This window comes from Streptomyces pseudogriseolus, assembly GCA_002154585.1.
GTDB classification, from domain to species: domain Bacteria; phylum Actinomycetota; class Actinomycetes; order Streptomycetales; family Streptomycetaceae; genus Streptomyces; species Streptomyces pseudogriseolus.
Map to the genome: position 1 here is coordinate 1 of MUNG01000284.1, position 17,360 is coordinate 17,360.

Sequence of the window (17,360 nt, forward strand, 5' to 3'; positions counted from 1 at the left end):
CCGTCGGGGCGGACCAGCAGGACCGTGTGGGCGGCCGCGCCCGGGTAGCTCTCGGCGACCAGCAGTTCCGCGCGGTGCGGCAGTGCGGAGACGGCCGCGGCCAGTCGCGGCATGATGCCGGCGGAGACCCAGTGGCGGCGTGCCCACACCCCCGTGCCCGGTGCGATCAGCACCACCAGCAGGGCGCCCCGCCCGAGCCGGTCCCGCAGGCGGACGAAGGTGCCGTCCTCGGCGGTGACTGTGACGTCCGTGACCTGGGCTCCCGGCTCCGTGCCGACCGGCGCCTCGCCCTCCAGCCGGCCGGGCGCGAGCGGCGAACCGGCGCACGTGCCGGGTGCGCCCAGCGCTCCGCGCCCGAGGTGACCGTCCATCAGCAGCGTGTCGAGGCTGCGCGAGGAGCCGGGGACGTACGTGCGCAGCCCTCCGCCGCCGCGCAGCAGCGGCAGCGCCTGGTCGGCGGCGCGCAGCCGGGAGGCGACGAGGGCGCGGCGTTCGGTCTGGTAGCTGTCGAGGAGCGTCTCGTGCGGACCGTGATGCCAGGCCAGGGCCAGTTTCCAGGCGAGGTTGTCGGCGTCGCGCAGGCCCTCGTCCAGCCCGTGCGTGCCCAGCGCGCCGAGCAGGTGGGCCGCGTCCCCGGCGAGGAAGACGCGGTCGGCCCGCCAGCGCCGGGCGAGCCGGTGGTGGACGGTGTGCACGCCGGTGTCGAGGAGCTCGTACGGGGGCACCGTGCCGCCGTTCCAGCCGGCCAGGGTCTCCCGGATGCGGGTGAGCAGCATCTCGGGGGTGACCAGGTCCTTGCCGGGCGGCAGCAGCCAGTCCAGGCGCCACACCTCGTCCGGCAGCGGGCGGGCGGTGATCTCCCCGGCGGAGGGGCCGGAGGTGCGCCAGGGCGGGGAGCGGTGCAGCAGGGCCTCGTCCTGCCAGGGGAGTTCGGTGCGCAGGGCGGCGACGGCGTGACGTTCCACCGCGGTGCGGCCGGGGAAGCGGATGTCCTGGAGCTTGCGCACGGTGGAGCGCGGGCCGTCGCATCCGACCAGGTAACTGCCGCGCCACCAGGTGCCGGAGGCGCCGCGGGTGTGGGCGGTGACGCCGGACCGTTCCTGCTCCAGGGCGTCGAGCCGGCTGTCCACGGCGACCTTGACGAGCCGTTCGTGCTCCAGGGCGGCGCGCAGGGCGCCGGTGAGGACGTGCTGGGCGATGTGCAGGGGGGCGGTCTCGGCGTCCTCGAAGGCCACCTCGTTCGTCACCTGCTTGCGCCGCACCGACCGCCATCCGGCCCAACGGAAACCCGCGTGGTCGAGGGAGAGGCCGGTCAGCCGCTCCATCAGCGCGGCGGTGTCGTCGCGCAGCACGACCGTGCGGGCGGGCCGGGGTTCGTCCTTGCCCGGGCCCTCGTCGAGGACCACGCACGGTACGTCCTGACGCGCCAGCGCCAGCGCCAGCGTGAGCCCGACGGGCCCCGCTCCGACGACGATCACCGGGTCCACGGCGCGGCGCTCCCTGCTCGGAGTGACGTCGGGGAGGACGTGGGGGAACAGGAAGGTGGAGCAGGGTGCACGATCACAGAACGTATGCAACCCATTGCCGGTGCTTGCGTCAAGTGACCGAAGGGCGGTGGCGATCATGAACTGTCGCGGGAGCCGTCCCAGCATGTGACAGTTCATCACATGAGTCAGGGGCGCATCGCTCATCCGTCACGGTGACGACGGCCGGTCACCGGCATGACTGTGGCCCGCCGTTCCCGGCGGGCCACAGTCATGTCAGGGGCGTTCGCGTGTCAGACGCCGTCGGTCTTGTGCGGACCGCCGACCTCGGCGGCGTTGATGTCGTCGACGTCCTCGACGCCGAGCACCGCACCCGTGCTGCGCTTGCTGCGGCGCAGGCGGGCCTCGAGCCAGGAGGCGAACGAGGTGAGGGCGAAGTTGAGCGCGATGAACAGCACGGCGACCACGGTGAAGCTGGCGATCACGTTGGCACCGTAGTAGCCGCTCATCGTGTTGGCCGAGGCGAGCAGCTCGGGGAAGGTGAGGACGGCGCCGCCGAGGGCGGTGTCCTTCACGATGACGACGAGCTGGCTCACGATGGCCGGGAGCATCGCGGTGACCGCCTGCGGCAGCAGCACCAGCCGCATCAGCTGGTTCTTGCGCAGGCCGATCGCCATCGCGGCCTCGGACTGGCCCTTGGGCAGGGACAGGATGCCGGCGCGCACGATTTCGGCGAGGACGGAGGCGTTGTAGAGCACCAGGCCGGTGACGACCGCGTACAGCGGACGGTCGTCGGAGCTGACGTTGGTGTACTCGGCGAACAGCGCCAGGCCGAAGATCATCAGGACCAGCACGGGGATCGCGCGGAAGAACTCCACCACGATGCCGGCCGGGACGCGGACCCAGGCGTGGTCCGAGAGCCGGGCGATGCCGAGGACCGCGCCGAGCGGCAGCGCGATGATCACCGCGAGCACGGCGGCCTTCAGCGTGTTCTGCAGACCCGGCCAGATGTACGTGGTCCACGCCTCGGTGCCGGTGAAGAACGGCTTCCACAGGGCCCACTCCAGCTGGCCCTTGTCGTTGAGGGTGCTGAACACCCACCACAGCAGGGCGGCGAGAGCGAGCAGGAAGACCACCGTGAAGACGGCGTTCCGCCGCTTCGCGCGGGGGCCCTGGGCGTCGTAGAGAACGGAGCTCATCGCTTCACCGCCACCTTCTTGCCCACCCAGCCGAGGAACAGGCCGGTCGGCAGCGTCAGAACCACGAAACCGAACGCGATGACCGCCGAGATCAGCAGCAGCTGCGCCTCGTTCTCGATCATCTCCTTCATCAGCAGCGCCGCCTCGGCGACGCCGATCGCGGCGGCCACCGTGGTGTTCTTGATGAGCGCGATGAGGACGTTCGCCAGCGGGCCGACGGACGAACGGAACGCCTGGGGCAGCACCACGAGGCCCAGCACCTGGTTGAAGTTGAGCCCCAGCGCGCGGGCCGCCTCCGCCTGGCCGACCGGCACGGTGTTGATGCCGGAACGCAGCGCCTCGCACACGAAGGCCGAGGTGTACAGGATCAGACCGAGGACGGCGAGCCGGAAGTTGATCGATTCGAAGTCGTCCGCGCCGAGGCTGACGCCCAGGGTCTGGTTGAGGCCGAGTGACGTGAACAGAATGATGACGGTCAGCGGGATGTTCCGCACGATGTTCACGTACGCGGTCCCGAAGCCGCGCATCAGCGGCACCGGACCGACGCGCATGGCGGCCAGCAGGGTGCCCCAGATCAGGGAGCCGACGGCGGAGAGCACAGCGAGCTGCACCGTCGTCCAGAACGCCCCCAGCAGGTCGTAATCTTCAAGAAAATCGAACACGATCTCCCGCGCTTCCGCGTGTAGGGATGCATGCCCCGGTGCGCCGCCCCGGACCGGGGGCGGCGCACTCCGTCAGGCGTTGCCTCAGCTCTTGATGTCGCCGATCTTCGGCGCGGGCTCGTTCTTGTAGTTGGCGGGGCCGAAGTTCTCCTTCACGGCCGTCTCCCAGCTACCGTCGGAGACCATCTCCTCAAGGGCCTTGTTGATCTTGTCCTTGAGGTCGCTGCCCTTCTTGACGCCGATGCCGTAGTTCTCGTTCGTCAGCTTGAAGCCGCCGAGCTTGAACTTGCCCTTGAACTGCTCCTGGGCGGCGTAGCCGGCGAGGATCGAGTCGTCCGTGGTGAGCGCGTCGACCGCGCCGTTCTGCAGACCGGGCAGGCAGGCCGAGTACGTCGGGTACGGCTGGAGCTGGGCCTTGGGCGCCAGCTTCTCCTTGATGTTCTGCGCCGAGGTGGAACCGGTGACCGAGCAGAGCTTCGCGTCGTTCAGGTCCTCGGGCGACTTGATCTTGTCGTCGTCGGCGCGGAGCAGGACGTCCTGGTGGGCGAGCAGGTACGGGCCGGCGAAGTCGACCTTCTCCTGGCGCTCCGGGGTGATCGAGTAGGTGGCGGCGATGAAGTCGACGTCGCCGCGCTGGAGCATGGTCTCGCGGTCGGCGCTCTTCGACTCCTTCCACTCGATCTGGTCCTCCTCGTAACCGAGCTTCTTGGCGACGTAGGTGGCGACGTCCACGTCGAAGCCCGCGTAACCCTGCGGGGTCTTCTGGCCGAGGCCCGGCTGGTCGAACTTGATGCCGATCGTGATCTTGTCCTTGCCGCCGCCCGAGGAGGAGCCGCCGTCGCCGTCGTCACCGCCGCACGCGGTGGCGGTCAGGGCGAGGGCGAGGACGGTGGCCGAGGCGGCGGTGACCTTGCGGAGCTTCATGGTGCACATCCTTTGACTGGTGAAGTGATGCGGCCCGGTCAATGTCCGGTGACGCAGGTCGGCAGGGCGCGGGCGGCGCGCCTCAGTGGTGCAGGATCTTCGACAGGAAGTCCTTGGCACGGTCGCTGCGCGGGTTGCTGAAGAACTGGTCCGGCGTCGCCTGCTCGACGATGCGGCCGTCCGCCATGAACACCACACGGTTCGCGGCCGAACGCGCGAAGCCCATCTCGTGGGTGACGACGATCATGGTCATGCCGTCACGGGCGAGCTGCTGCATGACCTCGAGAACCTCGTTGATCATCTCGGGGTCGAGAGCCGACGTCGGCTCGTCGAACAGCATGACCTTGGGCTCCATCGCCAGGGCCCGCGCGATGGCGACGCGCTGCTGCTGACCACCGGAGAGCTGTGCGGGGTACTTCTCGGCCTGCGCGGCCACGCCGACCCGGTCGAGGAGGGCACGCGCCCGCTCCTCGGCCTCCTTCTTGTCCTTCTTCCGGACCTTGACCTGTCCGAGCGTCACGTTCTCGAGCACGGTCTTGTGCGCGAAGAGGTTGAAGGACTGGAAGACCATCCCCACGTCGGCACGGAGCCGTGCGAGCGCCTTGCCCTCCTCGGGCAGGGGCTTGCCGTCGATCGTGATCGAGCCGGAGTCGATCGTCTCCAGACGGTTGATGGTGCGGCACAGGGTGGACTTCCCGGACCCGGAGGGTCCGATGACCACGACGACTTCGCCACGGGCGATCGTCAGGTCGATGTCCTGGAGAACGTGCAACGCGCCGAAGTGCTTGTTGACGCTCTTCAGGACGACCAGATCGCCGGTCGCGGCCACATCTTCCTTGGCCACCGATACTTCGGTCATCGCTCTCAGGCTCCGTCCTCCTCGGTTTCGGAGGACAGTAGTAACCCTTCAGACCTGCGTCATTACATCTGAGGGGAATCTGAGCATCACGATCCGATAGCAACCGGACACCTGTCGTAGCACTTGTGAGCAGGAACGCGTCCGCGCGAGGCAACGGTACCGAAGCGCAACCGGAACCCTCTTGACGCGGTCCTCCCTCATCGGCGTGACTGCAAGGTGCACCCGCGTGTGCCCATGATGAACGCACCTGATGCATACACCCGCCATGCGTACGGCCGATGAACCGAAGGGGGCCCTGGTGAGACTGCTGCTCGTCGAGGACGACAACCACGTCGCCGCGGCCCTGTCGGCCGTGCTGGCCCGTCACGGCTTCGACGTCACCCACGCGCGCAGCGGCGAGGAGGCCCTCCAGGCGCTCGTCCCCGAAAGCGACGGCTTCGGCGTCGTCCTGCTCGACCTCGGCCTGCCCGACCAGGACGGATACGAGGTCTGCGGCAAGATCCGCAAGCGCACCAGCACGCCAGTGATCATGGTCACCGCGCGCTCCGACGTGCGCTCCCGCATCCACGGCCTGAACCTCGGCGCCGACGACTACGTGGTGAAGCCGTACGACACCGGGGAGCTGCTCGCCCGCATCCACGCCGTCAGCCGCCGCACCGCGCACGAGGAGGCCACCGGCGCCACGGAAACCCGGGTGCTCCTCGGCCCGGTGCGCATCGAGCTGCCCACCCGGCAGGTCAGCGTCAACGGCACGCCCGTCCAGCTCACCCGGAAGGAGTTCGATCTGCTCGCGCTGCTCGCGCAGCGGCCGGGAGTGGTCTTCCGCCGGGAGCAGATCATCAGCGAGGTGTGGCGCACCAGCTGGGAGGGGACCGGCCGCACCCTGGAGGTGCACGTGGCCTCCCTGCGCTCCAAGCTGCGCATGCCCGCCCTGATCGAGACCGTGCGCGGCGTCGGCTACCGGCTCGTCGCGCCCGCGGCGTAGCGGGGCCGGGTGCACACACGACTGCTGCCGCTGCTCATCGTCCTGATGGCGGCCGTCCTGCTCGCCCTCGGCGTGCCGCTCGCGGTCAGCCTCGCCGGCGCCCAGCAGCAGAAGGTCGTCGTCGACCGGATCGACGACACCGCCCGCTTCGCGGCCCTCGCCCAGTTCGTCACCGAGCCGGCCGACACCTCCGGCGGCGACATCAACGAGCGCCGTGAGACCCTCAGCAGCGAGCTGCGCAGCTACCACGAGGTGTACGGCATCCGCGCCGGCGTCTTCTACCGCAACGACGCCCCCATGGCGCACGCCCCCGACGACTTCTTCCTGCCCCGCGCCGGAGAGGTCCGGGACGCCTTCGAGGAGGCGCTGCTCAGCCGCCGCAGCCACGATCCCGAGCAGGTGTGGCCCTGGCAGCGGCGCAGCCTGGTCGTCGCCTCCCCGGTCATCCGGGACGGCGACGTCGTCGCGGTCGTGGTCACCGACTCGCCCACCGGGCAGATGCGGTCCCGCATCCTCCAGGGCTGGCTGGTCATCGCCGCGGGAGAGGCCGCCGCGATGCTGCTGGCCGTCGGCGCGGCACTGCGGCTCACCGGCTGGGTGCTGCGGCCCGTACGCGTCCTCGACGCCACCACCCACGACATCGCCACCGGCCGGCTGAAGTCCCGCGTGGCGGTGGCCGGCGGACCGCCCGAGCTGCGCCGGCTCGCGCGCTCCTTCAACGAGATGGCGGACAACGTCGAGAACGTGCTGGAACAGCAGCGCGCCTTCGTCGCCGACGCCTCCCACCAGCTGCGCAACCCCCTGTCCGCACTGCTGCTGCGCATCGAGCTGCTCGCCCTGGAGCTGCCCGAGGGCAACGAGGAGATCGCCTCCGTGCGCGCCGAGGGCAAACGGCTCGCGCAGGTTCTGGACGATCTGCTGGACCTGGCGCTCGCCGAACACAGCGAGCCCGACCTCCAGATCGTGGACATCGGCGCCGTGGCCGCCGAGCGGGTCGCCGCCTGGTCGCCGTCCGCCGATGCCAAGGACGTCACCCTGACCGGCGTCTGCCCGCCCACCACCGCGTGGGCGGACCCGGTGACGCTGTCCAGCGCCCTGGACGCGGTCATCGACAACGCCGTGAAGTTCACCCCGCCCGGCGAGACGGTGGAGGTGACCGTCGCCTCCAACGGCGACACCGCGACCGTCGTCGTCACCGACAACGGTCCCGGACTGACCGACGAGGAGCTGCACCGCGTCGGCGACCGCTTCTGGCGCAGCGGACGGCACCAGAACGTCAAGGGCTCGGGCCTCGGCCTCTCCATCTCCCGCGCGCTGCTCGCCGCGGGCGGCGGCTCCCTGTCGTACGAGCGGCACGAACCGCACGGGCTGCGGGTGACCGTGAGCGTGCCGCGCAACGCCCCCGCGGGGGAGGCGGACGGTCAGGGCTTGACGGACCGGTAGTACCGGCGGGCGCCCTCGTGCAGCCGCAGCGGATCGGTGTAGATGGCCGTGCGCACGTCCACGAGCTGCGCGGAGTGCACATGCGCGCCGATGCCGTCACGGCTCTTCAGCACGATCCGGGTCAGCCACTCGGTGAGCCGCGGATCGGCGTCCGCGCGCGTGATCAGCAGGTTGGACACCGCCATCGTCGGCACGGACGAGCCGAGCTGACTGCCCGGGTAGGCCGACTCCGGGATGTTGGTCGCGCGGTAGTAGCGGGCGCTCCCGCCCTGTTCGTGCACCTTCGCCACCAGGGACGCGTCGATCGGCACGAACCGCAGCGCGGACTCCTCGGCGTACCTCTTCAGACCGTCCGTGGGCAGCCCGCCCGACCAGAAGAAGGCGTCCAGACCGTGCCCCAGGCGCCCGGGCCCGGTGTCGATGCCGTCCGCCGCCGCCACGATGTCCCGCTCCGGGTCGATCCCGGCCGCCCGCAGCAGCCGGTTGGCGATGAGCCGCACCCCCGACTTCGGCGGCCCTATGGCGACCCGCTTGCCCCGTAGATCGGCGACCGTGTCGATGCCCGAGCCGGGCGCGACGGCGAGCTGCACGTAGTCGTCGTACAGGCGCGCCACCCCGCGCAGCCCGTCGGCGCCGGTGCGGCCCTCCTGCCGGTACGTCTCCACCGCGTCGGCCGCCGCGAGGGCGAAGTCGGCCTGCCCGGTGGCGACCCGGCGGACGTTCTCCCAGGAGCCGTCGCTGGTCTCCAGCCGCACCTGGAGATCGGGCATGTCCTTGCCGAGCGCGGTCCGCAACAGCTCGCCGTACTTCTGGTAGACGCCCGCACGGGTGCCCGTGCTCATGGTGATCGTCCCGCCGGGCGGCTCCTCGCGCCACGGCGCGACCCACCACAGCAGCAGCCCGAGCACCACGAGACCGGCGGCCGCGCCCCGCAGGGCCCGCCGCCTGCCGATGCGGGACAGCACGTGGGACATGGCCGCGATCCTGCCAGCCCGCCGCCCCGCTGACCAGGGCGGAACTCACAGGACGACCGCCGGTGTCGGAGCCGGCCGCTACAGTCCCCGGCATGAGCGAGTCCCCCGCCGGCCTGGTCCGTGAGTTCCACCGAGCCTTCGGGCTCGACGTCCGCGACACCCCGGCCGAGATCCCGCCGGACCTCGCCGCCCACCGCGGCGAGCTGCTCGCGGAGGAGGCCGGAGAGGTCGCCGAGGTGTCGGTCACCGGCCCGCTCGACAAGCTCGCCCACGAACTGGCCGACGTCGTCTACGTCGCCTACGGCACCGCCCTGGTCCACGGCATCGACCTCGACGCGGTCATCGCCGAGATCCACCGCTCCAACATGACCAAGCGGGGCCCCGACGGCGAGGTCAGCCGCCGCGCCGACGGCAAGGTCCTCAAGGGCGACCACTACGAGGCCCCGGACGTGGGCGCGGTGCTGCGGCGGCAGGGCTGGCCGGGCCGGCCGTAGGGGCGCACGGCCCGTGAAGTGGGAAAACCCTGGGCCGAGTTGACGGGACCGCTGTAGCCTCCACCGATGACGTCCCCCATCGAGTCCGCGCCGACGCCGTCCGCCTCCGACGCCGAGTGCCTCGCGCTCACCCGGCAGCTGCGGCGCCGGGGCACCGTCGTGCTCTCCCTGTTCGCCCTGGCCTGGGCCCTCGCCGGCGCCTCCGGCACCGGCTCGGCGACGGACGCGGTGCCGGTGGCCGTCGAGGCGGCGGCCCTCGTGATCACGGCGGTCGCCCTCCGCCTCGGGCTCCGCAGGGACGCCCGTCCCTCGCCCCGGACGGTGAACCTGCCCGAGAACTGGGCGCGCGGGGTCGGCGTCGTCAACGGCCTCGAACTGCTCGCGATCGTGGCCGTCGTCGCCGCGGCCAACGCCTCGGGACGCCCGGCCTTCGTCCCCGTCGGCATCGCGCTCGTCGTCGGCCTGCACTTCTTCCCGCTCGCCCGGCTGTACGACCAGTGGCAGTACCGGTGGACGGGCGCGCTGATGACGGCGGTGGCGGTCGCCGGCGCCGTGCTGGTCCTGGCCGGTCTGTCCGCCGAGGCCGTGCGGGTCGTGGTGGGTCTGGCCTGCGCCGCGGTCCTCTGGGCGTCCGCCTGCCACCTGGCCGTACGCGGCTGAGCCACCTGGCCGTACGGGCGCGATCGGGAACAGCGGGCGGAGCCGCTCCGACGAACGCCTACCCTTGTTGCCATGACCAGCAGCAGTGACCGGAGCCCCGCCGTGGACGTTCTCTCGACCAGGACCTACGAGATTCGCACCTACGGGTGTCAGATGAACGTCCACGACTCCGAGCGCCTCGCCGGGCTGCTGGAGGACGCCGGGTACGTCCGCGCCCCCCAGGGCTCCGACGGCGACGCCGACGTCGTCGTGTTCAACACCTGCGCCGTGCGCGAGAACGCCGACAACAAGCTGTACGGCAACCTGGGCCACCTCGCCCCGAAGAAGGCGAGCCGCCCCGGCATGCAGATCGCGGTCGGCGGCTGCCTCGCGCAGAAGGACCGCGACACCATCGTCAAGCGCGCCCCCTGGGTGGACGTCGTCTTCGGCACGCACAACATCGGCAAGCTGCCCGTCCTCCTGGAGCGCGCCCGCGTGCAGGAGGAGGCGCAGGTCGAGATCGCCGAGTCGCTGGAGGCGTTCCCCTCCACGCTGCCCACCCGCCGCGAGAGCGCCTACGCGGCCTGGGTCTCCATCTCCGTCGGCTGCAACAACACCTGCACCTTCTGCATCGTCCCCGCCCTGCGCGGCAAGGAGAAGGACCGCCGCCCCGGCGACATCCTCGCCGAGATCGAGGCGCTGGTCGCCGAGGGCGTCTCCGAGATCACCCTGCTCGGCCAGAACGTCAACGCCTACGGCTCCGACATCGGCGACCGCGAGGCCTTCAGCAAGCTGCTGCGCGCCTGCGGCACGATCGACGGCCTGGAGCGGGTCCGCTTCACCTCCCCGCACCCCCGCGACTTCACCGACGACGTCATCGCCGCCATGGCCGAGACGCCCAACGTGATGCCGCAGCTCCACATGCCGCTCCAGTCCGGCTCCGACCCGATTCTGAAGGCCATGCGCCGCTCCTACCGGCAGGAGCGCTTCCTCGGGATCATCGAGAAGGTCCGCGCCGCCATCCCGCACGCGGCGATCAGCACCGACATCATCGTGGGCTTCCCCGGCGAGACCGAGGAGGACTTCCAGCAGACCCTGCACGTCGTCCGCGAGGCCCGCTTCGCGCAGGCGTTCACCTTCCAGTACTCCAAGCGGCCCGGCACCCCGGCCGCCGAGATGGACGGGCAGATCCCCAAGCAGGTCGTCCAGGAGCGCTACGAGCGCCTCGTCGCCCTCCAGGAGGAGATCTCCTGGGAGGAGAACAAGAAGCAGGTCGGCCGCACCCTGGAGCTGATGGTCGCCGAGGGCGAGGGCCGCAAGGACGACACCACCCACCGCCTGTCCGGCCGCGCCCCCGACAACCGCCTGGTGCACTTCACCAAGCCGGACCAGGAGGTCCGCCCCGGCGACGTCGTCACCGTCGAGATCACCTACGCCGCCCCGCACCACCTGCTCGCCGAGGGCCCCGTCCTCGACGTGCGCCGCACGCGCGCGGGCGACGCCTGGGAGAAGCGCACGGCGGAGAAGGCGGCCAAGCCCGCGGGCGTGCTGCTGGGCCTGCCGAAGGTGGGCGTGCCCGAGCCGCTGCCGGCGGTCACCGGCGGCTGCGCCGTCGACTGACGCCACTGCCCGGACCCGCCGCGCCGGGCGGGTCCGTACGGCCGCAGTAGGCTGCTGATCATGCTTGTCGCCGCCGCAGCCTGCCCCTGCCCGCCGCTGCTCGTGCCCGAGGTCGCCGCAGGCGCCGCCCCGGAGCTGGACGCGGCGCGCGCCGCCTGCACGGACGCGCTCGGCGTGCTCGCCGCCGCCCGCCCCGACCTGCTGGTGGTCGTGGGTCCGGACGCCGGCACGTGTGACTACCCGGCGGGCACCCCGGGCTCGTTCCGTCGCTTCGGCGTCGGCCTGGACGTACGGCTGGGGGACGGCGACGGCGCTGGCGATGGCGTGGCCGGCGGGGAACTGCCGTACGGGCTCGCCGTGGGCGCCTGGCTGCTGGGGCGGACCGGGTGGGCCGGCGCGCCCGTCGAGGGCAGGGGCGTGGGGGAGTCCCTCGCGCCCGACGCGTGTGTCGCGGAGGGGCGGCGGCTGGCCGGCCGGGCCGGCCGGGTGGCACTGCTGGTGATGGGTGACGGCAGCGCCTGCCGCACCCTCAAGGCGCCCGGCTACCTGGACGAGCGTGCGGAACCCTTCGACGCGGAGATCGCCCGTGCGCTCGGCACGGCCGACACGGCGGCCCTGCGCGCGCTGGACGCCGGACTGGCGCGCGAGCTGAAGGTGTCAGGCCGCGCGCCCTGGCAGGTGCTGGCCGGGGCGGCCGAGGGCGCCGCCGGTCTGTCGGGCGCGCTGCTCCACGAGGACGCGCCGTACGGGGTGGGGTACATGGTCGCCACCTGGTCGTAGACGCGCGTACGGGATCGGCGGCGCGCGAGAACGGCGCGCACGGAAACGGCGGACGGCCGGGCGGGATGCCCCGGCCGTCCGCCGTTCGTCTGCCGCCGCTCAGGAGGCGGGCGGCGGTCCGGCCGGCGGCGTGGTGCCGCCGCCCGCGTCCGGACCGGGGTCGTTCTTGTGCGAGAAGCGGTCCACGGCCTCCTTGGCCTTTCCCGTGCCCGACTGGATCCGGTCGCTGTACTTGCCCTTGGTCCGCCGGTCGACGGTCTGCGCCGCCTTGTCCAGGCCGTGCTGGATCTTGTCCTCGTGCTGCTGCGCGAGGCCGGAGACCTTGTCCTTGGCGGGGCCGAGCTTGGCCTTCAGATTGTCCAGGAGACCCATGATGTACCTTCCCTCGCGGCACGCTATGTGCGGGCGCCCTCGCCGGCCTCGGTGTCGGCGGCCTTGCCGGACTGCTGCTTCGGGATGTCGACGCCTTCCGTGACGGTGGCCTCGTCGGACTCCTTCACCGGGGTCTCGGAGCCGGCCGTCGCCTCGTCGGAGGCGCTCTTCGCCTCGGACTCGGTCGCCGCCGCCGTGCCGTCCGGACCGTCCGTACCGTCCGTACCGGCCCCCGCCTTCTGCCCGTCGGTCTTTTGCCCGTCCGTCTTCTGCCCGTCGGTCCGGGCCTCGGCCGCCGCTGTCTCTCCCGTGGTCTTCGACCTCCGAAAAAGTCGTGCAAATACGCCCATATCCACTCCATACGTTACTCGTGCGGGCGAAATTCCGCGTAGCCCGGTGTGTCCATCCGTGTGAGCCGGGCGAGCGCCACCGCGATCCGGCGGCAGGAACCTCGAACGGGCAACGACCCGGCGGACCCCGCGTCACGTAACCCGTTCGAGAGCCGCCCTCGAGGTTTGGGAGACTGGATCGGTGAGCAGCGCACCCCACGCCCCCCGCGTCATCGCCGTCGTCGGTCCCACCGCGGCCGGAAAGTCCGATCTGGGCGTCTTTCTGGCCCAGCGGCTGGGTGGTGAGGTCGTCAACGCGGACTCCATGCAGCTCTACCGGGGGATGGACATCGGCACCGCCAAGCTGACGCCCGAGGAGCGCGGCGGGGTCCCTCACCACCTGCTCGACGTCTGGGACGTCACCGAGACCGCCTCCGTCGCCGAGTACCAGCGGATGGCCCGGAAGCGGATCGACGCGCTGCTCGCCGAGGGGCGCTGGCCCGTCCTGGTCGGCGGCTCCGGCCTGTACGTCCGCGGGGCCGTCGACAATCTGGAGTTCCCCGGCACCGACCCGGAGGTCCGGGCGCGGCTGGAGGAGGAGCTGGCCCTGCGCGGCCCCGGTGCGCTGCACGCCCGGCTCGCCGCGGCCGACCCCGACGCCGCCGGCGCGATCCTGCCGAGCAACGGCCGCCGCATCGTCCGCGCGCTGGAGGTCATCGAGATCACCGGACGGCCCTTCACCGCCAATCTCCCCGGCCACGACTCGGTCTACGACACGGTCCAGATCGGCGTCGACGTGGCCCGTCCCGAACTGGACGAGCGCATCGCCCGCCGCGTCGACCGGATGTGGGAGGCCGGGCTCGTCGAAGAAGTGCGCGCACTGGAGGCGCAGGGGTTGCGCGAGGGGCGTACGGCGTCGCGCGCCCTCGGCTACCAGCAGGTGCTCGCCGCACTTGCCGGCGCGTGCACCGAGGAGGAGGCACGGGCCGAGACCGTCCGTGCGACCAAGCGCTTCGCGCGCCGTCAGGATTCATGGTTCAGGCGCGATCCGCGGGTGCACTGGTTGAGTGGGGCCGCGGCGGACCTCCGGGAACTTCCGCGGCTCGCGATGTCGTTGGTCGAACGACCGGTTACAGCCTGATCACGTCCTGGCATCGGGACGCCCAGGCCGTCATCCGGGCCTGTGACACCGTGCCATCATCAAGCTTCGATCGACCAGTGGAGTCCTAAGTTGGGAGGGCGCGTGGCGATGGAGGCCGGCCCTCGCGACACCGCACACAGCACCGAGCACCTCACCACCGAGCGGGATGCCCCGGAGCCGGACACGGGGCGTCTCAGCCCCGACGGTCCCGAGGAGACGCAGGGCGGTGTGACCGACGACGGTCCCGAGCCGGAGGAGATGTTCACCGGCGGGGACGAGGTCGAGGTCGAGCTGCGCCCGCAGCGCAGGCTGCGCGTCTGGCAGCTCGCCCCGATCGTCGGCCTCGGCGCGCTCGGCTCGCTGATGTTCGCCTTCCCGCTCGCCTTCGACTTCGGCGACAGCGGCGCGGTGATCGCCATGCTGGGCCTGCTGATCTGCTCCTGCGCGGCGGGCTGGGGCATGATGGCCGCCCGCAAGGTGGGCTACACGTGGCCGGGCCTCTCCGCCCGCGGCTCGGACCGCACGTCCGACTGGCGCGTGGTGGCCGCGTACGCGGTGATGGTCGCGGCGGTGGTCGCGCTCGCGGTCTGGCGCGTGGCGCGCCTGCGCTGAGCTCCACCGCGGTGGGCTGCCGGCCCTCCGTGTGGTCGTAGGCCCTTCGCCCCCGTCGTCCACAGGCGGCGACGGCCCCTCGCTCCCACCCCGTAGGATCGAGGAATGAGCACGCGGATCGCCTTCCTCAAGGGGCACGGTACGGAGAACGACTTCGTGATCGTGCCGGACCCGGAGAACGCCGTCGAGCTGCCCGCGGCGGCCGTCGCCGCGCTGTGCGACCGGCGCGCCGGGATCGGGGGCGACGGGCTGCTGCACGTCGTGCGGTCCGCGGCGCACCCCGAGGCGCGGGGCATGGCGGACGAGGCCGAGTGGTTCATGGACTACCGCAACGGCGACGGCTCCGTCGCCGAGATGTGCGGCAACGGCGTGCGCGTCTTCGCGCGCTACCTCCAGCACGCCGGGCACGCCGTCGAGGGCGACCTCGCGATCGCCACCCGCGGCGGCGTCAAGACCGTGCACATCGCCAAGGACGGCGACATCACCGTCGGCATGGGCCGCGCGGTCCTCCCCGAGGGCGACGTGACCGTGGCCGTCGGCGAGCACAGCTGGCCCGCGCGCAACGTCAACATGGGCAACCCGCACGCCGTGGCCTTCGTGGCCGATCTGGCCGACGCGGGCGCCCTGTTCACCGAGCCTTCCTTCGCCCCGGCCGCCGCCTACCCGGACGGCGTGAACGTGGAGTTCGTCGTCGGCCGCGGCCCGCGGCACGTGGCGATGCGCGTGCACGAGCGCGGGGTCGGCGAGACGCGCTCCTGCGGCACGGGCGCGTGCGCCGTCGCCGTGGCCGCCGCCCGCCGCGACGGCCTCGACCCGCGCGACACCGGCCTGCCGGTGACGTACACGGTGGACCTCCCCGGCGGCACGCTCGTGATCACCGAACACCCCGACGGGGAGATCGAGATGACCGGACCCGCGGTCATCGTCGCCGAGGGCGCGATCGAGACCGAATGGCTGGAGAACGCCGGCCGCTGAACGGTGCGCTGTACGATCGTCCGCCCTCCGGCCCTCCCCGCCGTCGATCCGCAGACCGGAGCGGGTGCGCGGCTTCGAGATCATGGGACCGGGCCCACTCGTTGGCGTGAAAACGACCTTGAACGGCCCGTCGCTCTTTGGAGTGATCCGTTTCACGCTCGGCCGGAGGCGGCCGATCCCACCCCCCTCGGCTGGATAGCATCAAGCACCGGCCCGGACGGGGGATCAACGCCGTCTCCCAGGCCCGAGTCCGCCCTGGGGCGCCGTCCGCCGGATCCACGCAGCCGGAGGTGCTCATGAACGCGGAGGCCGCGAAACCTGCGACCCCGGGCCCGCTCGCATCGGGTCACGTCACACCGGCCGGGACGCGCCGCAAGTCCCGCCCCCGGCTCGACCTGCGCCGGCTGGGCCGCGCCGCCCTGCTGGGGTCGTCCTCCGCCCGCGACCGGCTGCCCGACGCCATCGGCCACGTCGTGGACGCGCACCGCGCCCACCACCCCGACGCCGACCTCGAACCGCTGCGCCGCGCCTACCTCCTCGCGGAGTCCTCCCACCGCGGCCAGATGCGCAAGAGCGGCGAGCCGTACATCACCCACCCGCTCGCCGTCACCCTCATCCTGGCCGAACTCGGCGCCGAGACCACGACGTTGACGGCCTCGCTGCTGCACGACACCGTCGAGGACACCGACGTGACGCTGGACCAGGTGGGGGAGCAGTTCGGCGAGGAGGTGCGCTATCTCGTCGACGGTGTCACCAAGTTGGAGAAGGTCGACTACGGCGCCGCCGCCGAGCCCGAGACCTTCCGCAAGATGCTCGTGGCCACCGGCAACGACGTCCGCGTGATGTCGATCAAACTCGCCGACCGGCTGCACAACATGCGCACCCTCGGCGTGATGCGCCCCGCCAAGCAGGAACGCATCGCCAAGGTGACACGTGACGTGCTCATCCCGCTCGCCGAACGCCTCGGCGTCCAGGCGCTCAAGACGGAGCTGGAGGACCTGGTCTTCGCGATCCTCCACCCCGAGGAGTACCAGAAGACGCGCGAGTTGATCGTCCGCAACGCCGCCCGCGCGGACGATCCGCTCGCCGATGTCGCCGACGACGTCCGCGAGGTGCTCCGGGAGGCCGACATCCCGGCCGACGTCCTCATCAGACCCCGGCACTTCGTCTCCGTGCACCGCGTGTCCCGCAAGCGCGGCCCGCTGCGCGGCGCCGACTTCGGCCGGCTGCTGGTGCTGGTCAACGAGGACGCCGACTGCTACGCCGTGCTGGGCGAGCTGCACACCTGCATGACGCCCGTGGTCTCGGAGTTCAAGGACTTCATCGCCGTCCCCAAGTTCAACCTGTACCAGTCGCTGCACACGGCGGTGACCGGCGACGACGGCCAGGTCGTCGAAGTCCTCATCCGCACCCACCAGATGCACAAGGTCGCCGAGGCGGGCGTCGTCGCGCTCGGCAACCCGTACGCCGCCCCGCCGGAGGAGCAGTCCGCGGGCGACGGCGAACGCGTCGACCCGACCCGCCCCGGCTGGCTGTCCCGGCTGCTCGAATGGCAGCGGGCGGCGCCCGACCCGGACACCTTCTGGTCCACGCTTCGCGAGGACCTGGCCCAGGACCGGGAGATCACCGTCTTCCGCCCCGACGGCGGCACCCTGGGCCTGCCCGAGGGGGCGACCTGCGTGGACGCCGCCTACGCGCAGTACGGCGAGGACGCGCACTCCTGCATCGGCGCCCGGGTCAACGGGCGGCTGGCCACGCTGAGCACGGTGCTGCGGGACGGGGACACCGTCCAGCTGCTCATGGACCAGGACGCGGCCTCCGCGCCGTCCCGGGAGTGGCTGGACCACGCGACCACCCCGGCGGCCCGC

At 71.9% G+C, this 17,360-nt stretch carries 18 protein-coding genes; 10 read left to right on the forward strand and 8 right to left on the reverse strand.

Annotated elements, in window-relative coordinates; all coding sequences use genetic code 11:
* The 5 genes from CCN29_RS23440 to CCN29_RS23460 form a co-directional block, all read right to left on the reverse strand.
* On the reverse strand, positions 1 to 1,487 hold a 1,487-nt coding region (locus tag CCN29_RS23440; RefSeq protein ID WP_086684310.1), incomplete at its 3' end, for an FAD-dependent monooxygenase.
* A gap of 290 nt (positions 1,488 to 1,777) precedes the next feature.
* Positions 1,778 to 2,683, reverse strand: coding sequence for an amino acid ABC transporter permease (locus CCN29_RS23445; RefSeq protein ID WP_031022844.1), 906 nt, complete (start codon positions 2,681 to 2,683; stop codon positions 1,778 to 1,780).
* Entirely contained in the window at positions 2,680 to 3,345 is a 666-nt protein-coding gene (locus tag CCN29_RS23450) for an amino acid ABC transporter permease (RefSeq protein ID WP_031022846.1), read from the reverse strand. Before CCN29_RS23450 ends, CCN29_RS23445 begins: the two co-directional genes overlap by 4 nt.
* Positions 3,346 to 3,429: 84 nt before the next feature.
* Complete coding sequence (locus CCN29_RS23455; protein WP_006130029.1) at positions 3,430 to 4,269, reverse strand: glutamate ABC transporter substrate-binding protein; 840 nt, start codon at positions 4,267 to 4,269, stop codon at positions 3,430 to 3,432.
* Positions 4,270 to 4,351: 82 nt separating this feature from the next.
* Positions 4,352 to 5,128: an amino acid ABC transporter ATP-binding protein gene (locus CCN29_RS23460; protein WP_031022847.1), complete on the reverse strand. Its 777-nt coding sequence runs from the start codon at positions 5,126 to 5,128 to the stop codon at positions 4,352 to 4,354.
* 298 nt (positions 5,129 to 5,426) lie between these two features.
* Here CCN29_RS23460 and CCN29_RS23465 point away from each other — a divergent pair, with 298 nt between their 5' ends.
* Both CCN29_RS23465 and CCN29_RS23470 read left to right on the forward strand, forming a co-directional pair.
* On the forward strand, positions 5,427 to 6,113 hold the full coding sequence (locus CCN29_RS23465) for a response regulator transcription factor (protein ID WP_006130027.1): 687 nt from the start codon (positions 5,427 to 5,429) through the stop codon (positions 6,111 to 6,113).
* A gap of 9 nt (positions 6,114 to 6,122) precedes the next feature.
* On the forward strand, positions 6,123 to 7,556 hold the full coding sequence (locus CCN29_RS23470) for a sensor histidine kinase (RefSeq protein WP_006130026.1): 1,434 nt from the start codon (positions 6,123 to 6,125) through the stop codon (positions 7,554 to 7,556).
* Here the strand turns inward: CCN29_RS23470 and CCN29_RS23475 are convergent.
* Entirely contained in the window at positions 7,535 to 8,530 is a 996-nt protein-coding gene (locus CCN29_RS23475; RefSeq protein WP_006130025.1) for a TAXI family TRAP transporter solute-binding subunit, read from the reverse strand. The genes CCN29_RS23470 and CCN29_RS23475 overlap by 22 nt on opposite strands.
* A gap of 92 nt (positions 8,531 to 8,622) precedes the next feature.
* Here CCN29_RS23475 and CCN29_RS23480 point away from each other — a divergent pair, with 92 nt between their 5' ends.
* The 4 genes from CCN29_RS23480 to CCN29_RS23495 all read left to right on the forward strand — a co-directional run bounded on the left by CCN29_RS23480 (position 8,623) and on the right by CCN29_RS23495 (position 12,063).
* Positions 8,623 to 9,024 carry a pyrophosphohydrolase domain-containing protein gene (locus CCN29_RS23480; RefSeq protein WP_006130024.1) on the forward strand — a complete coding sequence of 134 codons (402 nt, stop codon included), beginning with the start codon at positions 8,623 to 8,625 and terminating at the stop codon, positions 9,022 to 9,024.
* A gap of 66 nt (positions 9,025 to 9,090) precedes the next feature.
* On the forward strand, positions 9,091 to 9,684 hold the full coding sequence (locus tag CCN29_RS23485; protein WP_006130023.1) for a DUF7010 family protein: 594 nt from the start codon (positions 9,091 to 9,093) through the stop codon (positions 9,682 to 9,684).
* Between the two features lie 72 nt (positions 9,685 to 9,756).
* Positions 9,757 to 11,283, forward strand: a complete 1,527-nt coding sequence (miaB, locus tag CCN29_RS23490) for a tRNA (N6-isopentenyl adenosine(37)-C2)-methylthiotransferase MiaB (RefSeq protein WP_086684313.1) — start codon at positions 9,757 to 9,759, stop codon at positions 11,281 to 11,283.
* A 60-nt stretch (positions 11,284 to 11,343) separates the two neighbouring features.
* A complete protein-coding gene (locus tag CCN29_RS23495; protein ID WP_006130021.1) occupies positions 11,344 to 12,063 on the forward strand; it encodes a class III extradiol dioxygenase subunit B-like domain-containing protein in 720 nt (239 codons plus the stop codon).
* Between the two features lie 99 nt (positions 12,064 to 12,162).
* Here CCN29_RS23495 and CCN29_RS23500 read toward each other — a convergent pair whose 3' ends face one another.
* Both CCN29_RS23500 and CCN29_RS23505 read right to left on the reverse strand, forming a co-directional pair.
* Positions 12,163 to 12,435 (reverse strand): antitoxin, encoded by a 273-nt coding sequence (locus CCN29_RS23500; protein WP_006130020.1) that lies wholly within the window; start codon positions 12,433 to 12,435, stop codon positions 12,163 to 12,165.
* 23 nt (positions 12,436 to 12,458) lie between these two features.
* On the reverse strand, positions 12,459 to 12,785 hold the full coding sequence (locus CCN29_RS23505) for a hypothetical protein (RefSeq protein WP_086684316.1): 327 nt from the start codon (positions 12,783 to 12,785) through the stop codon (positions 12,459 to 12,461).
* 181 nt (positions 12,786 to 12,966) lie between these two features.
* On the opposite strand from CCN29_RS23505, the gene miaA reads away from it, so the two are divergent.
* The 4 genes from miaA to CCN29_RS23525 all read left to right on the forward strand — a co-directional run.
* Positions 12,967 to 13,905, forward strand: a complete 939-nt coding sequence (gene miaA / locus CCN29_RS23510; RefSeq protein WP_006130018.1) for a tRNA (adenosine(37)-N6)-dimethylallyltransferase MiaA — start codon at positions 12,967 to 12,969, stop codon at positions 13,903 to 13,905.
* A gap of 108 nt (positions 13,906 to 14,013) precedes the next feature.
* Positions 14,014 to 14,517 carry a hypothetical protein gene (locus CCN29_RS23515; RefSeq protein WP_031065983.1) on the forward strand — a complete coding sequence of 168 codons (504 nt, stop codon included), beginning with the start codon at positions 14,014 to 14,016 and terminating at the stop codon, positions 14,515 to 14,517.
* Between the two features lie 105 nt (positions 14,518 to 14,622).
* Complete coding sequence (dapF, locus tag CCN29_RS23520; RefSeq protein WP_006130016.1) at positions 14,623 to 15,492, forward strand: diaminopimelate epimerase; 870 nt, start codon at positions 14,623 to 14,625, stop codon at positions 15,490 to 15,492.
* Positions 15,493 to 15,788: 296 nt separating this feature from the next.
* Positions 15,789 to 17,360, forward strand: a 1,572-nt coding sequence (locus CCN29_RS23525) for a RelA/SpoT family protein (RefSeq protein WP_086684319.1), incomplete at its 3' end; no start/stop codon positions are given.

Excerpts from the sequence above, each read along its gene's own strand:
- CCN29_RS23445 (WP_031022844.1), bottom strand. The coding sequence starts at position 2,683 with ATGAGCTCCGTTCTCTACGACGCCCAGGGCCCCCGCGCGAAGCGGCGG.
- CCN29_RS23455 (WP_006130029.1), bottom strand. The coding sequence starts at position 4,269 with ATGAAGCTCCGCAAGGTCACCGCCGCCTCGGCCACCGTCCTCGCCCTC.
- CCN29_RS23460 (WP_031022847.1), bottom strand. The coding sequence starts at position 5,128 with ATGACCGAAGTATCGGTGGCCAAGGAAGATGTGGCCGCGACCGGCGAT.
- CCN29_RS23475 (WP_006130025.1), bottom strand. The coding sequence starts at position 8,530 with ATGTCCCACGTGCTGTCCCGCATCGGCAGGCGGCGGGCCCTGCGGGGC.
- CCN29_RS23480 (WP_006130024.1), top strand. The coding sequence starts at position 8,623 with ATGAGCGAGTCCCCCGCCGGCCTGGTCCGTGAGTTCCACCGAGCCTTC.
- CCN29_RS23485 (WP_006130023.1), top strand. The coding sequence starts at position 9,091 with ATGACGTCCCCCATCGAGTCCGCGCCGACGCCGTCCGCCTCCGACGCC.
- miaB (WP_086684313.1), top strand. The coding sequence starts at position 9,757 with ATGACCAGCAGCAGTGACCGGAGCCCCGCCGTGGACGTTCTCTCGACC.
- CCN29_RS23495 (WP_006130021.1), top strand. The coding sequence starts at position 11,344 with ATGCTTGTCGCCGCCGCAGCCTGCCCCTGCCCGCCGCTGCTCGTGCCC.
- CCN29_RS23500 (WP_006130020.1), bottom strand. The coding sequence starts at position 12,435 with ATGGGTCTCCTGGACAATCTGAAGGCCAAGCTCGGCCCCGCCAAGGAC.
- CCN29_RS23505 (WP_086684316.1), bottom strand. The coding sequence starts at position 12,785 with ATGGGCGTATTTGCACGACTTTTTCGGAGGTCGAAGACCACGGGAGAG.
- CCN29_RS23515 (WP_031065983.1), top strand. The coding sequence starts at position 14,014 with ATGGAGGCCGGCCCTCGCGACACCGCACACAGCACCGAGCACCTCACC.
- dapF (WP_006130016.1), top strand. The coding sequence starts at position 14,623 with ATGAGCACGCGGATCGCCTTCCTCAAGGGGCACGGTACGGAGAACGAC.